An 18,111-nucleotide genomic window follows, 5' to 3' on the forward strand; every position below is an offset into this window, starting at 1 on the left:
ACCCCCAGACGTTTGAACACACTGCGATGGAGTCTTGCCTATGTGCCCTTCCCCCCCTTCAGCAACAGCGGGTCCCGAACCTGCACGCCATCAGTTTGATATAGACGGCGGCGACACAGCACCGCCGGAACTGATCGAAAAAACCGTTTCCAGCCCCACACCGCACGCCCCCCAAACCACCACCCGAAGCCTGCTGCACCTGAGCACGTATGCCTCGATCGTGCGCTACGTCACTGAGGGTGCGTTTTTCGAAAGACCTGTTGACCGACTGGAGTTCCGCTCTACAGCGCCACGTTCGTCCATCTTCGTGACTCAAGGCGAAAACGACACGATCGTGATTGACCTCAACCACCAGCGCTTCACCATTCGCCCCGCCAGCAGCCGACAGATCATCGAACTCCACACCTCACACGGTGACGACACGGTGTATGTCGCCAGCGCTTTCAAAAATCCGTTTCATATCCAAACCGGTGACGGCAATGACACCGTGGTCACCCTCGCGAAAAAATCAAACGTCATCACAGGGGCTGGCGACGACATGGTGATGACCGGCGCCGGGCGCAGTTATATCAATACGGGCCAGGGCAATGACATCGTGAATGTCAGTGGTTCAGGCACTACCACGGCTTATATGGGCAGTGGCGCCGACTTTTTCCGGGGAGATGCAGGCAGGGTCTTTGTGGAGGGTGGTAAAGGTGACGACGTCCTCATCGGTGGGCAGGGCCATAACATCATCAGTGGCAACGACGGGGATGACCTGATCACCGCAGGCCCGGCCACTAACGTGATCTACACGGGCGCCGGGCAAAACATCCTCGACAACATCAAGGACACTGACCGGGTCTTCACAGGCAGCGACATTACATCCCTCTCAGAAGGCAGGATTACGCCCGACACGCAAATGGGAACGGTCTTCAAGGTCACGTCACAGCCACTGCCCGAGACCGGACTGATGATTGAAGGCAGCGACATGTTCACCGAGCGGGTTCAGGATGACCTCAGGTTATTGCTCGGCTCTGCCAATGGCCATCAACTGTTAAAGGCGTTGACCAAAAGCATCCGTGACAGCAAGAAACCCATCACCATTGCCGAGTTCAAACATGTGCGAAACGGCCTGTATGTCCCCACTCTGAATGACGGCACCGCCTTTGTGGCATTGGGCAGGCCAGGCACCCGGACCTATGGCGGCACGGTTTACTACAATCCGACCTATTCAGAAACCGAAGACATCCCGCTCGCAGCGCTGTATCACGAACTGTGCCATGCCTATAACTTTGTAACAGGCTCGGTGTTCGAGGGGATGAGTCCTGACGGCCACAGCGGGACCAAGTCCGCGCCCATGGTCAATAACCTCGAACTGCAGGTCGTCGGGCTGCCGTGCAACGTTGAACCGTTTGACTTCGACGCCGACCCGTCCACCCCTGCCCGCGTCACCAACCCAACCCCCTACACCGAAAATGCGTTGCTCGAAGAGCTGGGCCTGCAACTGCGCAAAACCTACATTTATTACGCCAATGATTGATCCAGCAACGCTTCAGACGCAGGCTCAATAATGATCCCGGCGCGCAGGCCACTCTTGACCTTGGGATTGGGAAAGATGATCCGCGCGCCCTTTTCCTCAATGATCCAGCGGGTTTTCCCGGCATCTTCGGCCAGTAAATAGCCCTTGGGCAATTCAGAAAAGTTCTCAACATCGGCCGGCAAATGCAGAATGAACGCCTCGCTGTGCTTGATCACTTCGCGCGCCACACTGAACAATTGCAAGCCGTCCAGCGACGCCTCTTCCAGGGACGGCTCAGTGCCTTCAATGATCTGTTTCAGACGTTGCTCAAGACGTTCGACATTGACCCCGGCGTTATGCCCAAACGGCCGCGCTTTACCCAGCTCAAGGGTGAACGCCTCGGCACCCAGTTGTTCACAGGTGAAGGCACTGAAGACAATCGACGGTTTGCTTTGCAACAAGACCGCTTCCATCCCCGCCGCGCGCAGACGCGCCAGTTCACGACGTGAAGGGGCGCGCCCCTCCTTGAACGGATACAAGGCAAATTGTTCAAGTTTCGAACCGCGGATGGCGGTGTGCAGGTCATAGTGCAAACGGGTCCGGCCAGCCAGGCTGAAAAACGCCTTGGCCAGATGCTCCAGTTCACAGGCGCGCAGGGCTTCAGAGCCGCAGCTGCTTTCGTGACGGCCGTTAAACAGCCGGTTGAGGTCCTCCTCGACAAAACGATCACCGGTGCGCATGGCACCCGGATTGCCGAACAAGAACAAAATACGTGCACGCGGTTTGATGCCTCCCCGTGCGATGCCTTGCAACAGGCGATCGAGCAGTTCGATCGGCGCTGTTTCGTTACCGTGAATGCCCGCTGACAAGAGCAAATCCAGACCCGTGTCCTGACCACCGGGCGGCGTCACCTCCAGCGCACCCTCGCCTAGCCAGCGCAATCGCACGCCATCGGCCGTCAGTTGAATTTTCTGGGCCGGTTCGCGACCGGCCAGGGTCAGTTCAAGCAGTTTGCCGAGGGCGAGCATAGTGCATCCTTAATCAGTGATTGCAGTCCGGGCCGTGGACGTGACCGTCTTCGTCATCGCTCATGTCAGCCGGTTCCATTTCCAGTTGCAGGCTCACCAGGTTGGTGGCCAATGGACGCAACAGCAGGTTGGCATATTCGGCGTCGCCTTCTTCCACGTCTACACCGATCAGCAACTGGCCGCGGCCGTCTTGCTGAATCCACAGCTCCTTGCCCTGCCACATGACCGCCACGCGGGTGCAGGACGTTTGCAATTGCGTGCCATCGGTGTCTTCAAGGATCAGCTGCAGGGAATCGCTCATAGTTTCGTACTCAGTGAAAAGTGGAGTGGCCAGGACCGACATCAACGTCGGTACAAGGCGCTATTCAATTGATCTGGAATGGATAGACCGCGCCCAGTTTAAGGATTTGCGTCAGTTCATCCAGTGCCGTCCGGCATTCAAGCAGCAACTGCGGGTCCGCCAGATCGCTTTCGCGCAGCGCATCGCGGTAGTGCGTGTTCACCCAACGGGTGAGCGTGCCGTACAACGCGGGCGTCATGATAACCCCCGGATTGACCGCCGCCAGCTCTGTTTCTTTCAGTGCGACCCGCAGCCGCAGGCAAGCCGGGCCGCCGCCGTTCTGCATGCTTTGTTTGAGATCGAACACCTTGACCTCACGGACCGGCCCGCCACTGGCGGTCAGGCTTTGCAGGTACTGCCAGACGCGCGGGTTGCTGCGGCACTCTTCTGGCACGATCAGCAGCATCGAACCATCGGCGCGGCTCAGCAATTGACTGTTGAACAGGTACGAACGCACGGCATCTTCAACGGCCACCTGGTCGCGAGGCACACAAATGGACTGGAAGGCCGCCCCACGTGCCTGCAGCTTGCCGTGCAATTCGGCCAGCACGTGCTCGGTGTTCAGGAAGGCATCTTGGTGATGAAACAGCAGTTCGCCATTCCCCACCGCAATGACGTCGTTATGGAACACGCCCTGGTCGATGACAGCCGGGTTCTGCTGCGCGAACACCACGCCCGCGTCACTCAGGCCGTGCAGCCGCGCGACCGCCTGAGAGGCCTCAAGCGTCTGGCGTGCCGGGTATTTCTGCGGGGCCGGGTAACGGCTATCGAACGCGCTGCGCCCATAGACAAAGAACTCAACGCCCGCTTCGCCGTATGAACGGCAGAACCGGGTGTGGTTGGCTGCGCCTTCGTCACCAAATTGCGCCACGGCCGGCAAGGCTGCGTGGTGGGCAAAATGCTCAGGGTCCGCAAACATTGCCCCTAGCACACGGCTGGTGGTCGGGTGTTCGATGCTGCGATGGAACTTGCAGTTAAGGTTGGCGGCAGTGAAATGCACGCGCCCGTCTGCCGTGTCGGCACTCGGGCTGACCGTCGCTGCGTTGGCCACCCACATGCTCGATGCCGAGCAACTGGCCACCAGCAAGGGCATGGCTTCTTTCGCCGCTTTTTCAATGACCTGCGCATCGGTGCCGCCAAACCCCAGGCTGCGCAAGGCGGCCACGTCCGGACGCTCTTGCGGAGCCAGAACGCCCTGGACAAAGCCCATGTCCATCAGCGCTTTCATTTTTTCCAGGCCTTGCAGCGCGGCTTCCCGGGGGTTGGAAGCCTGCTGGCTGTTGCTCTGGGACGCGACGTTGCCGAAGGACAACCCGCCGTAGTTATGGGTCGGCCCCACTAAACCGTCAAAATTGACTTCAAAGGACTTCATCAGCGAGGCTCCGGCAAACGGTTTTTATAAGCACTTCAAAATGACAAACGTACGCCCGGCGTCAGCGCCGTCGGTAACGCGAGGGTCGGCGTTTCCAGCGAGGCCACCGGATAAGCACAATAATCAGCGGCGTAATACGCACTCGCACGGTGGTTACCCGAAGCGCCGATTCCGCCAAAAGGCGCGCTGCTGGCAGCCCCGGTCAACTGCTTGTTCCAGTTGACGATGCCGGCACGGCTTTCGAGCCAGAACTGCTGATAACGCGCTTCGGAATCGGACAGCAAACCGGCAGCCAGACCGAAGGCTGTGTTATTGGCCTGCGCTATCGCGGCGTCGAAATCAGCGTAACGGATCACTTGCAGCAACGGGCCGAACAACTCTTCGTCGCTACGCTCACTGACTTCGGTCACATCGATGATGCCCGGCGTCAGCAGCGCGGCATTGCTGTCTGGCTGACTCATTTCGAGCAGGGCCACCGCCCCGCTACCGAGCAGTACTTCTTGCGCATCCATCAGGGCCTGCGCGGCCTGTAACGAAATGACCGAGCCCATGAACGGCGCAGGCTGCTGATCGAACGCACCCACTTCAATGCGCTGGCTGACCTCGACCAGACGTGTCAGCAGGCTGTCGCCCCAGGCGCCTTCGGGCACCAGCAAGCGGCGCGCACACGTGCAGCGCTGACCGGCTGAAATAAAGGCTGATTGAATGATCGTGTACACCGCCGCTTCAACGTCAGCCACCTGATCGACCACCAGTGGGTTGTTGCCGCCCATCTCCAGCGCCAGGATTTTGTCCGGGCGACCGGCAAACTGCTGATGCAAGGCGTTACCGGTGCGACTCGACCCGGTGAAGAACAGGCCATCGATACCCGCATGGGCCGCCAGCGCAATGCCGGTGTCACGCGCGCCTTGCAGCAGGTTCAGCACCCCGGCAGGCAGACCGGCTTCGATCCAGCACTTGACGGTCAGCTCGGCCACTTTGGGTGTCAGCTCGCTCGGTTTGAAGACCACGCAGTTACCGGCCAACAGGGCCGGAACGATGTGACCGTTAGGCAGGTGCCCCGGAAAGTTGTAAGGGCCGAACACCGCCACCACACCGTGAGGCTTGTGCCGCAGCACGGCCGTGGCGTCCCCCAGTGGGCCGCTCTTCTCGCCCGTGCGCTCACGGTAGCTTTGAACCGAGATCGCCACCTTGTTAATCATGCTGGTGACTTCAGTCGCCGACTCCCACAGCGGCTTGCCGGTTTCCTCACCGATGCAGCGCGCCAGCGCGTCGGCGTTGGCCTTGAGGCTGGCGGCAAAGGCTTCCAGCACCGTCAGGCGCGCGTCGAAAGAACGTTTGGCCCAGCCCGCAAAGGCCTGACGCGCTGCGTTGACGGCGGCATCCACCTGGCTGGCATCGGCGCCCTGGCCGGACCACAGCACCTGCTGGGTGACCGGATTCAGCGATTCAAAGGCTTCGCCCTGCCCGTTTTGCCATGCGCCTGCGATGTACAACGTGCTCATTATTGCTTCTCCCGTGGGGCCACTGGCTGGGCGGATAACGTCACCGCGCGCACTTGATCGCCAGCGCTCAATTGCAGGCGCTTGGCAGTCATCGGATCGACCACCAGCGTGCCCGCGGCCAGCCGCGCCGGGGCGGCGGTGATGCGGCAGTCCTCGCGCTTGCGGTTGTGAATCAGGTAAGGCGTGGCGTCGTCGCCCGGTGTGCCAATGGCCAGCACCAGCGCTTCGCTTTCGCGCACCGCCCGGATTTTATCGGTCTCGCATTCCACCGCCGGGCCCGCGTCAAAGATATCGACGTAGCCCTGATAGCTGAACCCTTCGCTTTTAAGCATGTTCAGGGCCGGCTCGGTGTGGGTGTGCACCTTGCCGATCACGGCGCGCGCGTCTTCGGACAGGAAGCAGGTGTACACGGGAAACTTGGGCATCAGCTCGGCGATGAACGCTTTGTTACCGACCCCGGTCAGGTAGTCGGCCTGGCTGAATTCCATTTTGAAGAAGTGCCGACCCAGGCTTTCCCAGAACGGCGAACGCCCGGCTTCGTCAGACATGCCGCGCATTTCAGCAATGATCTTGTTGCCAAACAGCTCGGGGAACTCGGCGATGAACAGCATCCGCGCCTTGGCCAGCAAGCGGCCATTGAGGCCGGTGCGGTGATCCGCGCCGAGAAAAAGCGAGCACAGCTCCGAATTGCCGGTCAGGTCGTTGGCCAGAAACAGCGTCGGAATTTCGCGGTAAATATTCAGTTCTTGCGACGCGCTGACGGTCAGCCCGACGCGAAAGTTGTACCACGGCTCACGCAGGCCCACGGCGCCGGCAATGGCCGAAATACCGACCACCTTGCCGTTGTCGTCTTCCAGCACAAACAGATAGTCGGCATCGCCGCGTTCGGCTTCACCGCGAAAGGTTTTCTCGGCCCAGGTCACGCGGTGCAGCAGGCGTTCTTCATTGGCGGGCAGCGTGGTCAGACCGGTTCCCGTGCTGCGGGCCAGTTCGATCAGGGCAGGTAAATCGCTGTTGCGTACAGGACGAACGATCATGCTATCTCCTCATGCAGGGCTCGCTGACGAACCCCGCGAAACTCGCTCTAAAGCGTTAAACCGCAACCACTCGCACGCTGGCACCTTCGCCAACGCCCAGGGCTTCGGCCGCTTCCATGTCCAGCGTGACCGGCTTGCCCGGCGCCCAATCAAGCTCCAGCAACACCGCGCGGTAGTCCTGAAGCTGCGCATTGGCCACCAGGTACTGGCGCCCGCCGCCTTTGCACACGTCACCGATTTTCACCGGCACCACGCGGCTTTGCGCAATCGAACGAATACCCGACACCCGTGCATGCAGGGTCGGGCCACCGTCGAAAATGTCGATGTAATGATCGGTTTCAAAGCCTTCGCGCATCAGGATGTCAAAGGTGATCTGCGCCCGCGGGTGCACTTGGCCCATGGCTTCTTGCGCGGTGTCGGGCAGCAGCGGCACGTAGATCGGGTAGTGCGGCATCAGCTCGGCAAGGAAGGTCCGGCTTTTCAGCCCGCACAGGCGCTCGGCGGCGGCGTAGTTGAGGTCGAAGAAGTTGCGGCCGATGGCATCCCAGAACGGGGAATCGCCATTTTCGTCGCTGTAGCCGACGATTTCCGTCACCACCGAGTCGGCAAAGCGCTCCGGGTGGTTGGCGACGAACAGCAGGCGGCCACGGGAATTGAGTTCGGCAAACGTCGAACCGACCAGCTCCGGGACCACGTAAAAACTGGTCAGCAGGCTGTTACCGGTCAGGTCATGGCACTGCGACAGCACATGGATCTTGTTGTGAATCTTCAGCTCGCGGGAGGCGTGAACGAAGGTCTCGTTACGGAAGCTGTAGAACGGCTCCGAGTAACCGGCCGACGCCACGATGGCCGAACAGCCCACCAGCGTGCCGGTGGCCGTGTCTTCGAGGACGAAGAAGTAACTTTCTTCGCCATTGAAGCTCACCTCGGCAGCGAACGATGCCTCGGACGCGGCGATCTTGTCGCGCAGGCGTTCCACATCGTCCGGCAATGAAGTGACACCAATCGGGCTGTCCGCAGCCAGACGCTGTACCTCGCCCAGGTCAGCCATTTGCGCAGGGCGCATCACCAGCATGGTGTCACTCCTTAATTCTTGAAATAGAAAGAAACGAAGAAACCCCGGGGGCAGCGCGCAGGCACGCTCCCCTCCGGGGGGGGGCGATCAGGCTTGAGTCAGTTTCTGCACAGCGCGCTCAAAGCGGTCCAGACCGTCTTTGATATCGGCCTCGTCAACCACCAGGCTCGGCGCAAAGCGCACCACGTCCGGGCCCGCTTGCAGGATCATCAAGCCTTCCTGCTCGGCGGCATTAAAGATGTCCTTGGCCTTGCCTTTCCAGGCATCGCTCAACACGCAGCCGAGCAGCAGTCCCAGCCCCCGCACCTGTGTGAACAGGCCATATTGCTGACCGATGGCTTCAAGACGGGTCTTGAACTGGTCATGCCTGGCTTTCACACCGTCCAGTACTTCAGGGGTATTGATCACGTCGATCACCGCATTGCCCACTGCGCACGCCAGCGGGTTACCGCCGTACGTGGTGCCGTGCGTACCGACCACCAGGTGCTTGGCCAGCGACTCGGTGGTAAGCATGGCCGCAATCGGGAAACCGCCGCCCAGGCTCTTGGCGCTGGTGAGGATGTCCGGAGTCACGCCGTAGTGCATATAGGCAAACAGCTCGCCCGTACGGCCCATGCCGGTTTGCACTTCATCGAACACCAACAGCGCGTTGTGCTGATTGCACAGGTCACGGGCGCCTTGCAGGTAAGCCTGCTCGGCAGGCAACACGCCACCCTCGCCCTGTACCGGTTCCAGAACAACGGCGCAGGTCTTGTCGGAAATGGCCGCTTTGAGCGCGTCCAGATCATTGAACGGTACGTGGGTGATGCCGGTGATTTTTGGCCCGAAGCCGTCGGAATACTTTGACTGCCCGCCCACGTTAACGGTGAACAGGGTGCGCCCGTGGAAGCTGTTGAGCGCGGCAATGATTTCGTATTTTTCAGGACCAAAGCGGTCATGGGCCACACGGCGTGCGAGCTTGAAAGCCGCTTCGTTGGCTTCAGCGCCCGAGTTGCAGAAGAACACGCGCTCGGCGAAGGTCGAATCCACCAGTTTTTTGGCCAGGCGCAGCGCCGGCTCGTTGGTGAACACATTGGACACGTGCCACAGGTTGTTGGCCTGCTCAGTCAGCGCACCGACCAGTGCCGGATGCGCATGGCCCAATACGTTAACGGCAATGCCACCCGCGAAATCAATCAGCTCGCGGCCCGACTGGTCCCACACTCGGGAACCCGCACCGCGCACAGGAATGAAGGCCGCAGGTGCGTAGTTGGGCACCATGACCTGATCGAAATCGGCGCGTTGCACCGGGGCTTGCTCAACGGACATCGGAGTCTCCTGAAGAGGAACGCCTGCCTAAACTGGCGAGCGATGGGGGGATTGTAAGGACACGTGACCATCACGCCTTGCCGCCAAGCGACAACTTCTTATAGCGCTCAACCACGATTTTCCCAGGGTTTCGGCAATGCGACATATTGCGTCACAAAGGCGCAGTTTAAACGCTGGGCCCCGTTAACGGCAGCGCCACGTTGGGTTGATTTACAGATCCCCCGACATCGGCATTGCCCCCCCGACAGCTTCAATGCGCAAATGGGGCTATTCCTGTATCGCGCGATCGCACAATTGCGATACGTGGCCCACGGTTTTGAGCAGGTATTTGCGCTTTTCCTCAACCCCTTCGCGGACGATCTTGATCGCTCTTCACTGCCGATCAATGAGCCTGTCCATGCCTGACACCACCCCCGCTATTCCAGACGCGCCCGCACGTGCGCGCCCATCGCTGCTGCATCAAGCGCACCTCACACAATCGCTGCCCGACTGGCTGATGCAAGCCAGCGAACAGGCGCGGATCACCCTCAGACAAGTGACACCCGCGCCCCGACATTGGCCGCCCGACCTGCCCTATGCGCAACAGACTTCACTCAACCAGGCCCATATCAATCACTGGAAATCTCATCACGCCGTCCGCCAGCAATTCGACACGCTGCACAACATCGAGGCATTTGCCACGCCCTTGCTGCGCCAAGCGCTGCAGCGCCAGTATCACGTCGATCCCGCGTTGGACCTCAAACGCACCTTCATCAACCTGTACGTCCCCCTGACCACGCCGATTTTCGGCCTTAACACGGGCGCGGTTAAAAACTGGCGCGTTTCACTGCTGGACGCGGCCCTGCACAACTTCGAAGCTTTCGAAGCCGACCCGGATGCCCATACAACCGATTCCGGCTTCATCACCCAACCCTCGGCTGACGGGCAATTTCAGGTACTGCAAGCACTGACCGCCCAAGTCCCCATTGCGGGCTTTATCTCACTGTGCCGGCAACTGGATCTCGGCCGGCAGTACAAAATGCATCTGGACGACGCCTTGGGCGTGACCGACCGCAGCCAGGCGCGCGCGTTGAAAACAGCCGTTCGCGAATACATTAAAACCGCCCTGACGGCCTGCACGCACCATGCATTGGCGCACCAGCACATCAGCCGCAACCTACATGAGTCACTCAATGACCTGGGCCAGGTCAGGGGCTGGACGAGCGGCGGGCCCGCGCCCCTTTACCCGCACAGCATGACGCTGCTCGGCACCCCGCTGAGCGGGGTTCTCGTTTTCAGCGCCTACCCGGCGGCCACCCCGGACAACGCTGAAATCGTCGCGTACGTGCCGGATGATCCGCAGCATCCGCTCAAGCGCTATGCCTCGTTGGCTGACTTCGTCGCACAGCTGGCTCAACAACTGCAAGACACCGCCTACCAGCAGTACTTCAGCCGCTTTATCGATCAGCAGCATCTGGGAGCATTCTTCGGCGCAGTGCAGCGTGCGCTGTTTCACATCACCGTCGACCCGGCTGATCTCCCCGAGGGTCAAGGACGGCCCGAAGACTACCCGCAGGTAGTTCGCACCACCCCGATTGAACACCCGGTGCTGACGTACACCCTCGTCCATGTTTTCCAGGAATTCGACGAGCACCTGTTTTATGAGAAACGCCGAAAGCTGCTGGCCGATGCGCCCCTGATTGCCGTCAGTACGGATACCGAAGATCAGAAAACACGCCACGACCGTCACGAACGCCTGAAGCAAATCGGTGAATGGGCGCTCAACGGCCTCGAAATGGTCGGGGCCATTTTCGTGCCGGGGCTCGGGGAATTGATGTTGCTGCAAATGGCCTGGCAGGTGCTGGATGACGCCTATGAAGGCATCAAGGACTGGAGCGAAGGAAAAACCCTTGAAGCCTGGAACCACGTCTTCAACGTCATTTCCAGCCTGACCCAGGCAGGCGCCCTGGTCATTGGCGGCAAAATCGCCAGTGAGGCACTGTCACCCTTTATTGCTCGCTTGAAGCCCGTCACGCTGCCCACCGGCGAAACCCGATTGTGGGAGCCGGACCTCACACCTTACGAACACCCCGACCCGGTGCCTGCGCATACGCCAAGCAATGCCCTCGGCTTGCAGCTGCATGACGATGCGCAATACCTGACCCTTGAAGATAAAACCTACCGCGTCGAACAAGAAGCTCGCAGCCCACGCTACCGCATCAAGCACCCCGATCGCCTGCGGGCCTACTCGCCCCGCTTGCGCCACAACGGCATGGGCGCCTGGTCGGCCGAAACCGAACAGCCGCTTTACTGGGAGGATGCGCGGCTGTTTAAACGCCTCAACCCCAGCGCCGCCAACCTCCCGGACATTCAAGCTGCCCGCCTGCTGGCCCTCACCGATACCACGCCGTCTGTACTGCGCCGTCTGCATGCGGATGCGCTGCCTGCGCCCGCCTTGCTCGCAGACAGCCTTCAACGCTTCAACATCGACAACGACCTCCAGCGCTTTATCGACGACATGGAAAGCCACGATCCGGCCGCGCAACTGCGAGCCGACGCTCAGACCCAACTGCAAATACTGACCAGCCGCGACGTCTGGACCTTCAGTAAAGGCGTGAGGGTCATCAGCGAAAGTGGCGAGGTCATGGCCGACTACCCGCCTCGCTCCGGCGCCCCGCAACGCATAGACATCAGCCACACCCGCGTGCGTCAGGGTGAGCTGCTCAACGACGTTCTCCAGGCCCTGGATGCGCCGGATGCGAAAACCCTGTTAGGGCTCGACCCGGCATTCGGTGACCCGCTGCCAAACCCGCCCCTTCAACTCCGGCGCCTGCGCCAGCGCATTGCGCACGAGGCGCGTCGCCAGCGTTTCGAGGTGTTCACCTCGCGCTACACCACCCCGCAATGGCCCGTCAGTGACGAGGTCAAATGGCTACAAACGACCTACCCCGAACTGCCAACTTCGGCGGCACAGGAACTGATCTGGAATGCCCATGGGGACGAAATTCTTCAACTGCTCAATCAGCGCACCCTCTCCGAACGCCTCGAAGGCTTGGCGCAGCAGTATGTCCAGGAAACCCGCATCAACCGCGCCTACGAGGGTTTGTTTCTCGACTCGGCCTCCAGCCCCCACACGCAATGGCTGATTCTGAGAACCGTTGAATCCCTTCCCGGCTGGTCCAAAAAGGTGCGTCTGGAAATTCGTGAAGACCACTTTGAAGGCCCCCTGCTCGACAGCCTCGGTGACGAGCAGGCACCGCTACGCAAAGTACTGATCAAGTCAGCGCAGGGTTACAGCGCGCGCGATGCGCTGAATCAGGAGTTACACGGGCCCGACGACCTGTATGGCGCCTTGCTTCACGCACTGCCGGATGCCGAGCGTCGTCAACTGGGTTTTCCCTACGTCGGTCAGGGCAATGACTTGAAAAACGCAGTGCGTCAGCACCCACTCTTGCCGCGTACGCTGGTCAGCGCGCATGTTGAAACGCCGCGTACAGCACTGGACATCGACCCGCAGAGCCTGCCCAGGCTCAAAGCCGAGGGCTATCCCTTATTGGGTGCCGATGCGCCCCGACAGACCCCTGACATGATCGACCGGCGGGTCTATGAGCTTTACCCAAGCCTGAACATAAGGGAACGGGCACGCATCATTCGGACCCTGCCTGTCGACCGGGCCCAGGCCAATCAAGCACTCACCGAGCTTGGGCAAACGCTTCAAACACTGCGCGATGACCTTGAAGCCTGGACCGTCGATGCCCCCGCGGTGAACCAGCGCACCGGTGACATGCTGGCGCCCAACGCGCGCCGGGCCAATGTCCAGGACCGCCGCGCCTTCAGTCGTGAACTGGAACGTTGCTGGCGTCGGCAAACAGCCTTCGACAACCACTATGCCGACCCTGAACGCGATGGGTTTGAGTTAGCGTTCACACGGCCAATCGCCGATAGCATGCCGCCGATCAGCGCCGATTTCAGTCACGTCACTTACCTGTCCTTGACAGGTGCGGGGCCGGTGACCGGAGTTAACGAATTCCTTGAGCGCTTCCCAAGACTGCGCGTAGTGCACCTTCAGGGGTTTGAACTGGACGCGTTACCGGAGTCGATATTTTCGATGGAGAACCTTACCGACCTGCACCTGGAAAACAGTGCAATCACGCTAACCCCTGACACAGCGCTGCGCCTGGCCGGAATGGAACACTTGCAATACATCGACCTGGACGACAACCCGCTCAACATTACGCCCGACTTCAGCAACATGGCGAACCTGAACACCCTTTACATGAGCAATACCGAACTCACGGCATTTCCTGATTCATTACTGGGGCTCACGCGGCTTGAGGTGGTTGATTTAAGTGAAAACCTGATCGTCGAGTTGCCCGCCAGCCTGTTTGAGCCTCCACCCTCCGTCACCCAAGCGCTTGATCTTGAAGGCAATCCCTTGTCCGAAGAAAGCCTTGAGCGGGTGCGCACTTACTTTGCGCAAACTGGCATCGACATGAACGTCGAATTTGAAGTGGATGATGCTAACGCGCCTGAACCCGCCGAGGAGTAACGCTCAACCGCGCTCGGCAGGTGCTGATGACAACTCAAACGGGCTGCTGCTGCGGCGCTGATTGCGGTCTTCACGGGGGGTGGCGCCGAAGAAGTTGCGGTAGGCGCTGGAGAAGTGAGGCCCGGAGGAAAAGCCGCACGACAAACCGATCTGGATGATCGACTTGCTGGTTTGCATCAGCATTTGCCGGGCCTTGTTCAGGCGCAGCTCAAGGTAGTACTGGCTAGGGACGCGATTGAGGTACTGCTTGAAGATCCGCTCCAACTGCCGACGGGACACGCACACATGCTGGGCGATTTCGTCGGTGGTCAGCGGCTCTTCAATGTTGGCTTCCATCAGCAATACCGCTTGAGTCAGCTTGGGATGGCTGGAACCCAGACGGTTCTGCAACGGAATGCGCTGGCGCTCGCCCCCTTCACGAATGCGCTCCACCACCAGCTCTTCGGACACCGCGCCCGCCAGCTCGGCACCGTGGTCGCGGGCCAGCACGGCAAGCAGCAGATCCAGCACCGACATGCCCCCACAGGCACTGAGGCGATCGCGGTCCCAGTCAAACAGGTGACTGGTGGCAATCACCTTGGGGAAACGCTCGGCAAAGTCATCCTGCCAACGCCAGTGAACGGCCGCACGATAACCGTCCAACAACCCCAGTTGCGCCAAAGGATAGACACCCGCCGACAACCCGCCGATCACGCACCCGGCCCGCACCACCTGCTTAAGGGCGGTCCCCAGCGCCGAGGGCACGGGCCCCGGCGGCTCGTCGGCCAACAGAAACAGCTTTTGGCAGCCCTCAAGCTTGCCGGCCCAAGGCTCGCCGGGTAAGTGCCACGCGCCTTCCACAGGGGGTTCAGCTTGCAGGAACAACAACTCGTAAACGACTTCCGGGTGCACGCGCTGGGCAACACGCAACGCCTCTTCGGCCAGCGCCAGGGTCAAGGCTTTGGTGCTGGGCCAAATGAGAAAACCAATTCGATGGGCGGTCATAGCGTGCTATCCGGAACGAAAACGAGAGTGAGGAACCACATGCGCCAGACACTCAGCCTAGGCCAGCCGCGCAGGATGCGGAGCATGACCTATTTTGGTGCACAACGGCAGTCTTGAAATCACAGTTACTTCAGGCTACCTGAGAGGAACTGCTGCAAACGTTCACATTGCGGATTGACCAGTACTTCGCGCGGGTTGCCGCTTTCTTCCACGATCCCTTTGTGCAAGAACACCAACTGGTTCGACACTTCGCGGGCAAAGCCCATTTCGTGAGTCACCACCACCATGGTGCGGCCTTCAAGCGCGAGATCCTGCATCACTTTCAGCACATCGCCCACCAGCTCCGGGTCGAGGGCCGAGGTCGGCTCGTCGAAGAGCATGACTTCCGGCTCCATCGCCAGCGCACGGGCAATGGCCACCCGCTGCTGCTCGCCGCCCGACATGTGGCCAGGGTAAGCCTCCTTGCGATGGGAAACGCCCACCTTGTTCAGGTAGTGCTCGGCTTTTTCCCGCGCTTCGGTTTTGGACATGCCCAGTACATGCACCGGCGCTTCCATGATGTTTTCCAGCGCGGTCATGTGCGACCACAGGTTGAAATGCTGAAACACCATCGATAACCGCGAACGCATGCGTTGCAGTTGCTTAGGGTCAGCGGCCTTAAGCCCGCCGTCCTTGTTGGCAATGAGCTTGAGCTCTTCACCATTAAGCAGGATTTTGCCCGCGTGGGGCTGCTCAAGCAGGTTGATACAGCGCAAAAACGTACTTTTACCGGAACCGCTGGAACCGATGATGCTGATCACATCGCCCGCTTTGGCGGCCAGCGAAACGCCTTTGAGCACTTCGTGACTGCCATAGCGTTTATGCAGGTCTTGGACTTCAAGTTTGTACATGCTGTCGGTTCTCACAGAAACAGTCAGTCGTTGAGCAAGCGCCCGTGGCGCAGCGGCTCGCGCCCCGCCACTTTGGCCAGCCAGAAACCGGGTTGGGCATATCGCAGGCGCTCAACGGCAAACAGCACACCGGCCGTACCTGCGCATACCGTGCTCACCCGGTCGGATAAAGGATCAATCACTTCGAACAGCGGCTCGCCTTGTTCAACCCAGGCGCCCGCCGGACGTAAAAAACTCACCACACCGGGGTGCGGTGCAAACAACAACTCAGTCCCTTCGAAAGGCATGCCTTCACACGCCTCATGCTGCGCAGCCGGCCATTGCCCGCCGATCAGCCCTTGCTCGGCGAGAAACGCCAGAATCCCTTCGGCATAGAACTGTGCTTCATCACGACCGGTGTCTGCCTGCCCACCCAGCTCCACCGTAGTGGCCATGCAGGCCAGCGGAATGGGCGCGTCGCCAAAGTGACGCTGCACACGCAACCAGGGCAAGGAGCACGCTTCGTCAAAAGAGCTGCCGCCCGAATCTTCAGCCAGCAGGCCAACCCGCACATTCAGGTGCGCAGCCAGCGAGCGCCACTGCGGCCAATGCTGGGGCAAGGCGTACATGTGCAGGGCCGCTTCGGCATCGCAATGCAGGTCGAGTACCACGTCGGCATCACAGGCGTGGCTCAGGAGCACACGCTGCATGCCTTGCAACTGACTGGTCGCAGGTGGCAGCTCAGACAACACGTCGCGCATGGCCTGACGGATCAGATGAACATTGGCGCGTGGGTCATCCCCAAGGCGCCCTTCAAGCCGTGCCACAACCGGCGCACTCAGCTCGACAAAATCGCGGTTGAAGTTCTTGCCGCTGCCGTACTCGAAACGCCCTTGGTGATTGCCTTGCAGCAATTGCCCGAGCCCCAGCGGATTGGCCACGGGCACCAGTTCGATCACGCCGTTCAACAACCCTTGCGCTTCTAGCGCACTCAAGCGTTTTTTCAGCTCCCAGGCGCAACGCATACCGGGCAGTTCGTCGGCGTGCAAGCTGGCCTGAATGTAGGCCTTGCGCTCACCCGCGCCAAAACGAAACACCGACAGATGACGCTCGGTGCCCAGACTGCTCCAGGGCAAGGGATGATCGATACGTTCCATGGGTCAAGCCTTGCGCGGGGCCATATAGCCCAGCCAGCGGCGCTCGGCCAGTTTGAACAGGCGCACCAGAATGAACGTCAGGCACAGGTAGAAAACACCGGCGGTGATGTAGGCCTCGAACGGCAGGTAGTACTGCGCATTCACGGTACGCGCCGCACCCGTGATGTCGATCAGGGTCACGATGGACGCCAGACTGGTGGTCTGCAACATCATGATGACTTCGTTGCTGTACTGCGGCAGCGCCCGGCGCATGGCCGACGGCAACAGAATGCGGCGGTACATTTTGCCGCGCGACATGCCCATCGCCTTGGCCGCTTCAATTTCGCCGTGGGGCGTGGCCTTGAGGCTACCGGCGATGATTTCGGCGGTGTAGGCGCTGGTGTTGATGGCAAAGGCCAGACAGGCGCAGAACGTGGCGCTGGACAACAGCGGCCACATGAAACTGTCGCGCACTGCATCGAACTGGGCCAGCCCGTAGTAGATCAGGAACAACTGCACCAGCATCGGCGTGCCGCGAATCACATAGGTGTAGAGCCAGGCCGGGAAGTTGACCAGCGGCTGCTTGGAGACGCGCATCAGCCCCAGCGGCACGGCCGCCAGCAAGCCGAAGAACAGTGAAATACCCAGCAACTTGAGGGTTTCCAGCAGGCCATCAAGGTACAGCGGCATGCTGTCCCAAATGACGTTGTAGTCGAAGATCATAGATCAGCCGCCTTAACGCCTACCGAGTAGCGCTTCTCAAGTTGTCGCAACGCCAACAGCGATACGCTGGTCAACACCAGGTACATCGCCGCGACGGCCAGAAAGAAGGTGAAAGGTTCGCGAGTGGCATCTGCCGCCTGCTTGGCCTTGAACATCATGTCTTGCAACCCGACCACCGAGATCAGGGCCGTGGCTTTGGTCAACACCAGCCAGTTGTTGGTAAAGCCCGGGATCGCGAGACGAATCATCTGCGGCACCAACACCCGGAAAAACACTTGAAAGCTGCTCATCCCATACGCCATGCCGGCTTCGGCCTGCCCTTTGGGAATGGCCATAAAGGCACCCCGAAAGGTTTCGGACAAGTACGCACCAAAGATGAAACCCAAGGTGCCGATACCGGCCGCCAGCGGGTTCAAATCAATGTAATCGTCATACCCCAACAGGGGCGCGACGCGGTTCAGCAAGTCCTGACCGCCGTAGAAAATCAGCAGGATCAGCACCAGATCGGGAATGCCGCGAATGACAGTGGAATACAAATCGCCCAACCAGGCCAGCCAGCGCACCGGCGACAGGCGCAAAGAAACACCGATCAGACCTAGAACAATGGCCAGGGCCATGGACGACAAGGCGAGCTGAAGCGTCAGCCAAGCACCATCGAGGATGACAGCCCCGTAGCCTTTCAACATGATTCAGGTCCTCAAAATT

Annotated in this window: 15 protein-coding genes; 3 read left to right on the forward strand and 12 right to left on the reverse strand. The window is 60.2% G+C overall.

Annotated elements, in window-relative coordinates; all coding sequences use genetic code 11:
* The first annotated feature begins 40 nt into the window (after positions 1-40).
* Entirely contained in the window at positions 41-1,522 is a 1,482-nt protein-coding gene (locus tag V6F78_RS13390) for a M91 family zinc metallopeptidase (protein WP_094990221.1), read from the forward strand.
* Here V6F78_RS13390 and astE read toward each other — a convergent pair.
* The 7 genes from astE to V6F78_RS13425 form a co-directional block, all read right to left on the reverse strand.
* Complete coding sequence (gene astE, locus V6F78_RS13395; protein WP_094990220.1) at positions 1,507-2,529, reverse strand: succinylglutamate desuccinylase; 1,023 nt, start codon at positions 2,527-2,529, stop codon at positions 1,507-1,509. The genes V6F78_RS13390 and astE overlap by 16 nt on opposite strands.
* A gap of 13 nt (positions 2,530-2,542) precedes the next feature.
* Positions 2,543-2,830 (reverse strand): hypothetical protein, encoded by a 288-nt coding sequence (locus V6F78_RS13400; protein ID WP_047276959.1) that lies wholly within the window; start codon positions 2,828-2,830, stop codon positions 2,543-2,545.
* A gap of 64 nt (positions 2,831-2,894) precedes the next feature.
* On the reverse strand, positions 2,895-4,241 hold the full coding sequence (astB, locus tag V6F78_RS13405; RefSeq protein ID WP_047278112.1) for an N-succinylarginine dihydrolase: 1,347 nt from the start codon (positions 4,239-4,241) through the stop codon (positions 2,895-2,897).
* A gap of 35 nt (positions 4,242-4,276) precedes the next feature.
* The gene (astD, locus tag V6F78_RS13410; RefSeq protein WP_169862512.1) at positions 4,277-5,749 is read right to left on the reverse strand and encodes a succinylglutamate-semialdehyde dehydrogenase; all 1,473 of its coding nucleotides are present in this window, start codon (positions 5,747-5,749) and stop codon (positions 4,277-4,279) included.
* A complete protein-coding gene (astA, locus tag V6F78_RS13415; RefSeq protein WP_047294966.1) occupies positions 5,746-6,783 on the reverse strand; it encodes an arginine N-succinyltransferase in 1,038 nt (345 codons plus the stop codon). Before astA ends, astD begins: the two co-directional genes overlap by 4 nt.
* Positions 6,784-6,838: 55 nt before the next feature.
* The gene (gene aruF / locus V6F78_RS13420) at positions 6,839-7,858 is read right to left on the reverse strand and encodes an arginine/ornithine succinyltransferase subunit alpha (RefSeq protein WP_047276967.1); all 1,020 of its coding nucleotides are present in this window, start codon (positions 7,856-7,858) and stop codon (positions 6,839-6,841) included.
* A gap of 87 nt (positions 7,859-7,945) precedes the next feature.
* The gene (locus V6F78_RS13425; protein WP_047276969.1) at positions 7,946-9,166 is read right to left on the reverse strand and encodes an aspartate aminotransferase family protein; all 1,221 of its coding nucleotides are present in this window, start codon (positions 9,164-9,166) and stop codon (positions 7,946-7,948) included.
* 63 nt (positions 9,167-9,229) lie between these two features.
* Here V6F78_RS13425 and V6F78_RS13430 point away from each other — a divergent pair, with 63 nt between their 5' ends.
* Together V6F78_RS13430 and V6F78_RS13435 are read left to right on the forward strand one after the other, a co-directional pair.
* On the forward strand, positions 9,230-9,571 hold the full coding sequence (locus V6F78_RS13430; protein WP_169858684.1) for a hypothetical protein: 342 nt from the start codon (positions 9,230-9,232) through the stop codon (positions 9,569-9,571).
* Positions 9,564-13,694: a leucine-rich repeat domain-containing protein gene (locus V6F78_RS13435; protein WP_332727503.1), complete on the forward strand. Its 4,131-nt coding sequence runs from the start codon at positions 9,564-9,566 to the stop codon at positions 13,692-13,694. Before V6F78_RS13430 ends, V6F78_RS13435 begins: the two co-directional genes overlap by 8 nt.
* A gap of 3 nt (positions 13,695-13,697) precedes the next feature.
* Here the strand turns inward: V6F78_RS13435 and argR are convergent, their stop codons facing one another.
* From argR to V6F78_RS13460, 5 genes are all read right to left on the reverse strand, one after another.
* Positions 13,698-14,678 carry a transcriptional regulator ArgR gene (gene argR / locus V6F78_RS13440; RefSeq protein ID WP_047276973.1) on the reverse strand — a complete coding sequence of 327 codons (981 nt, stop codon included), beginning with the start codon at positions 14,676-14,678 and terminating at the stop codon, positions 13,698-13,700.
* 125 nt (positions 14,679-14,803) lie between these two features.
* Positions 14,804-15,568 (reverse strand): ABC transporter ATP-binding protein, encoded by a 765-nt coding sequence (locus V6F78_RS13445; protein WP_047276975.1) that lies wholly within the window; start codon positions 15,566-15,568, stop codon positions 14,804-14,806.
* Positions 15,569-15,591: 23 nt separating this feature from the next.
* Positions 15,592-16,704 (reverse strand): succinylglutamate desuccinylase/aspartoacylase family protein, encoded by a 1,113-nt coding sequence (locus V6F78_RS13450; RefSeq protein WP_094990216.1) that lies wholly within the window; start codon positions 16,702-16,704, stop codon positions 15,592-15,594.
* A 3-nt stretch (positions 16,705-16,707) separates the two neighbouring features.
* On the reverse strand, positions 16,708-17,406 hold the full coding sequence (locus tag V6F78_RS13455) for an ABC transporter permease (protein ID WP_047276978.1): 699 nt from the start codon (positions 17,404-17,406) through the stop codon (positions 16,708-16,710).
* Positions 17,403-18,092 (reverse strand): ABC transporter permease, encoded by a 690-nt coding sequence (locus V6F78_RS13460; RefSeq protein ID WP_047276980.1) that lies wholly within the window; start codon positions 18,090-18,092, stop codon positions 17,403-17,405. The genes V6F78_RS13455 and V6F78_RS13460 overlap by 4 nt, the downstream gene beginning before the upstream one ends.
* Positions 18,093-18,111 lie beyond the last annotated feature (19 nt).

The organism is Pseudomonas sp. ESBL9, assembly GCF_036668715.1.
GTDB lineage: Bacteria > Pseudomonadota > Gammaproteobacteria > Pseudomonadales > Pseudomonadaceae > Aquipseudomonas > Aquipseudomonas lundensis.

What these genes read in the sequence shown, in the direction of transcription:
- V6F78_RS13390 (WP_094990221.1), top strand. Translation starts at nt 41, where the DNA reads ATGTGCCCTTCCCCCCCTTCAGCAACAGCGGGTCCCGAACCTGCACGC.
- astE (WP_094990220.1), bottom strand. Translation starts at nt 2,529, where the DNA reads ATGCTCGCCCTCGGCAAACTGCTTGAACTGACCCTGGCCGGTCGCGAA.
- V6F78_RS13400 (WP_047276959.1), bottom strand. Translation starts at nt 2,830, where the DNA reads ATGAGCGATTCCCTGCAGCTGATCCTTGAAGACACCGATGGCACGCAA.
- astB (WP_047278112.1), bottom strand. Translation starts at nt 4,241, where the DNA reads ATGAAGTCCTTTGAAGTCAATTTTGACGGTTTAGTGGGGCCGACCCAT.
- astA (WP_047294966.1), bottom strand. Translation starts at nt 6,783, where the DNA reads ATGATCGTTCGTCCTGTACGCAACAGCGATTTACCTGCCCTGATCGAA.
- aruF (WP_047276967.1), bottom strand. Translation starts at nt 7,858, where the DNA reads ATGCTGGTGATGCGCCCTGCGCAAATGGCTGACCTGGGCGAGGTACAG.
- V6F78_RS13425 (WP_047276969.1), bottom strand. Translation starts at nt 9,166, where the DNA reads ATGTCCGTTGAGCAAGCCCCGGTGCAACGCGCCGATTTCGATCAGGTC.
- V6F78_RS13435 (WP_332727503.1), top strand. Translation starts at nt 9,564, where the DNA reads ATGCCTGACACCACCCCCGCTATTCCAGACGCGCCCGCACGTGCGCGC.
- argR (WP_047276973.1), bottom strand. Translation starts at nt 14,678, where the DNA reads ATGACCGCCCATCGAATTGGTTTTCTCATTTGGCCCAGCACCAAAGCC.
- V6F78_RS13445 (WP_047276975.1), bottom strand. Translation starts at nt 15,568, where the DNA reads ATGTACAAACTTGAAGTCCAAGACCTGCATAAACGCTATGGCAGTCAC.
- V6F78_RS13450 (WP_094990216.1), bottom strand. Translation starts at nt 16,704, where the DNA reads ATGGAACGTATCGATCATCCCTTGCCCTGGAGCAGTCTGGGCACCGAG.
- V6F78_RS13455 (WP_047276978.1), bottom strand. Translation starts at nt 17,406, where the DNA reads ATGATCTTCGACTACAACGTCATTTGGGACAGCATGCCGCTGTACCTT.
- V6F78_RS13460 (WP_047276980.1), bottom strand. Translation starts at nt 18,092, where the DNA reads ATGTTGAAAGGCTACGGGGCTGTCATCCTCGATGGTGCTTGGCTGACG.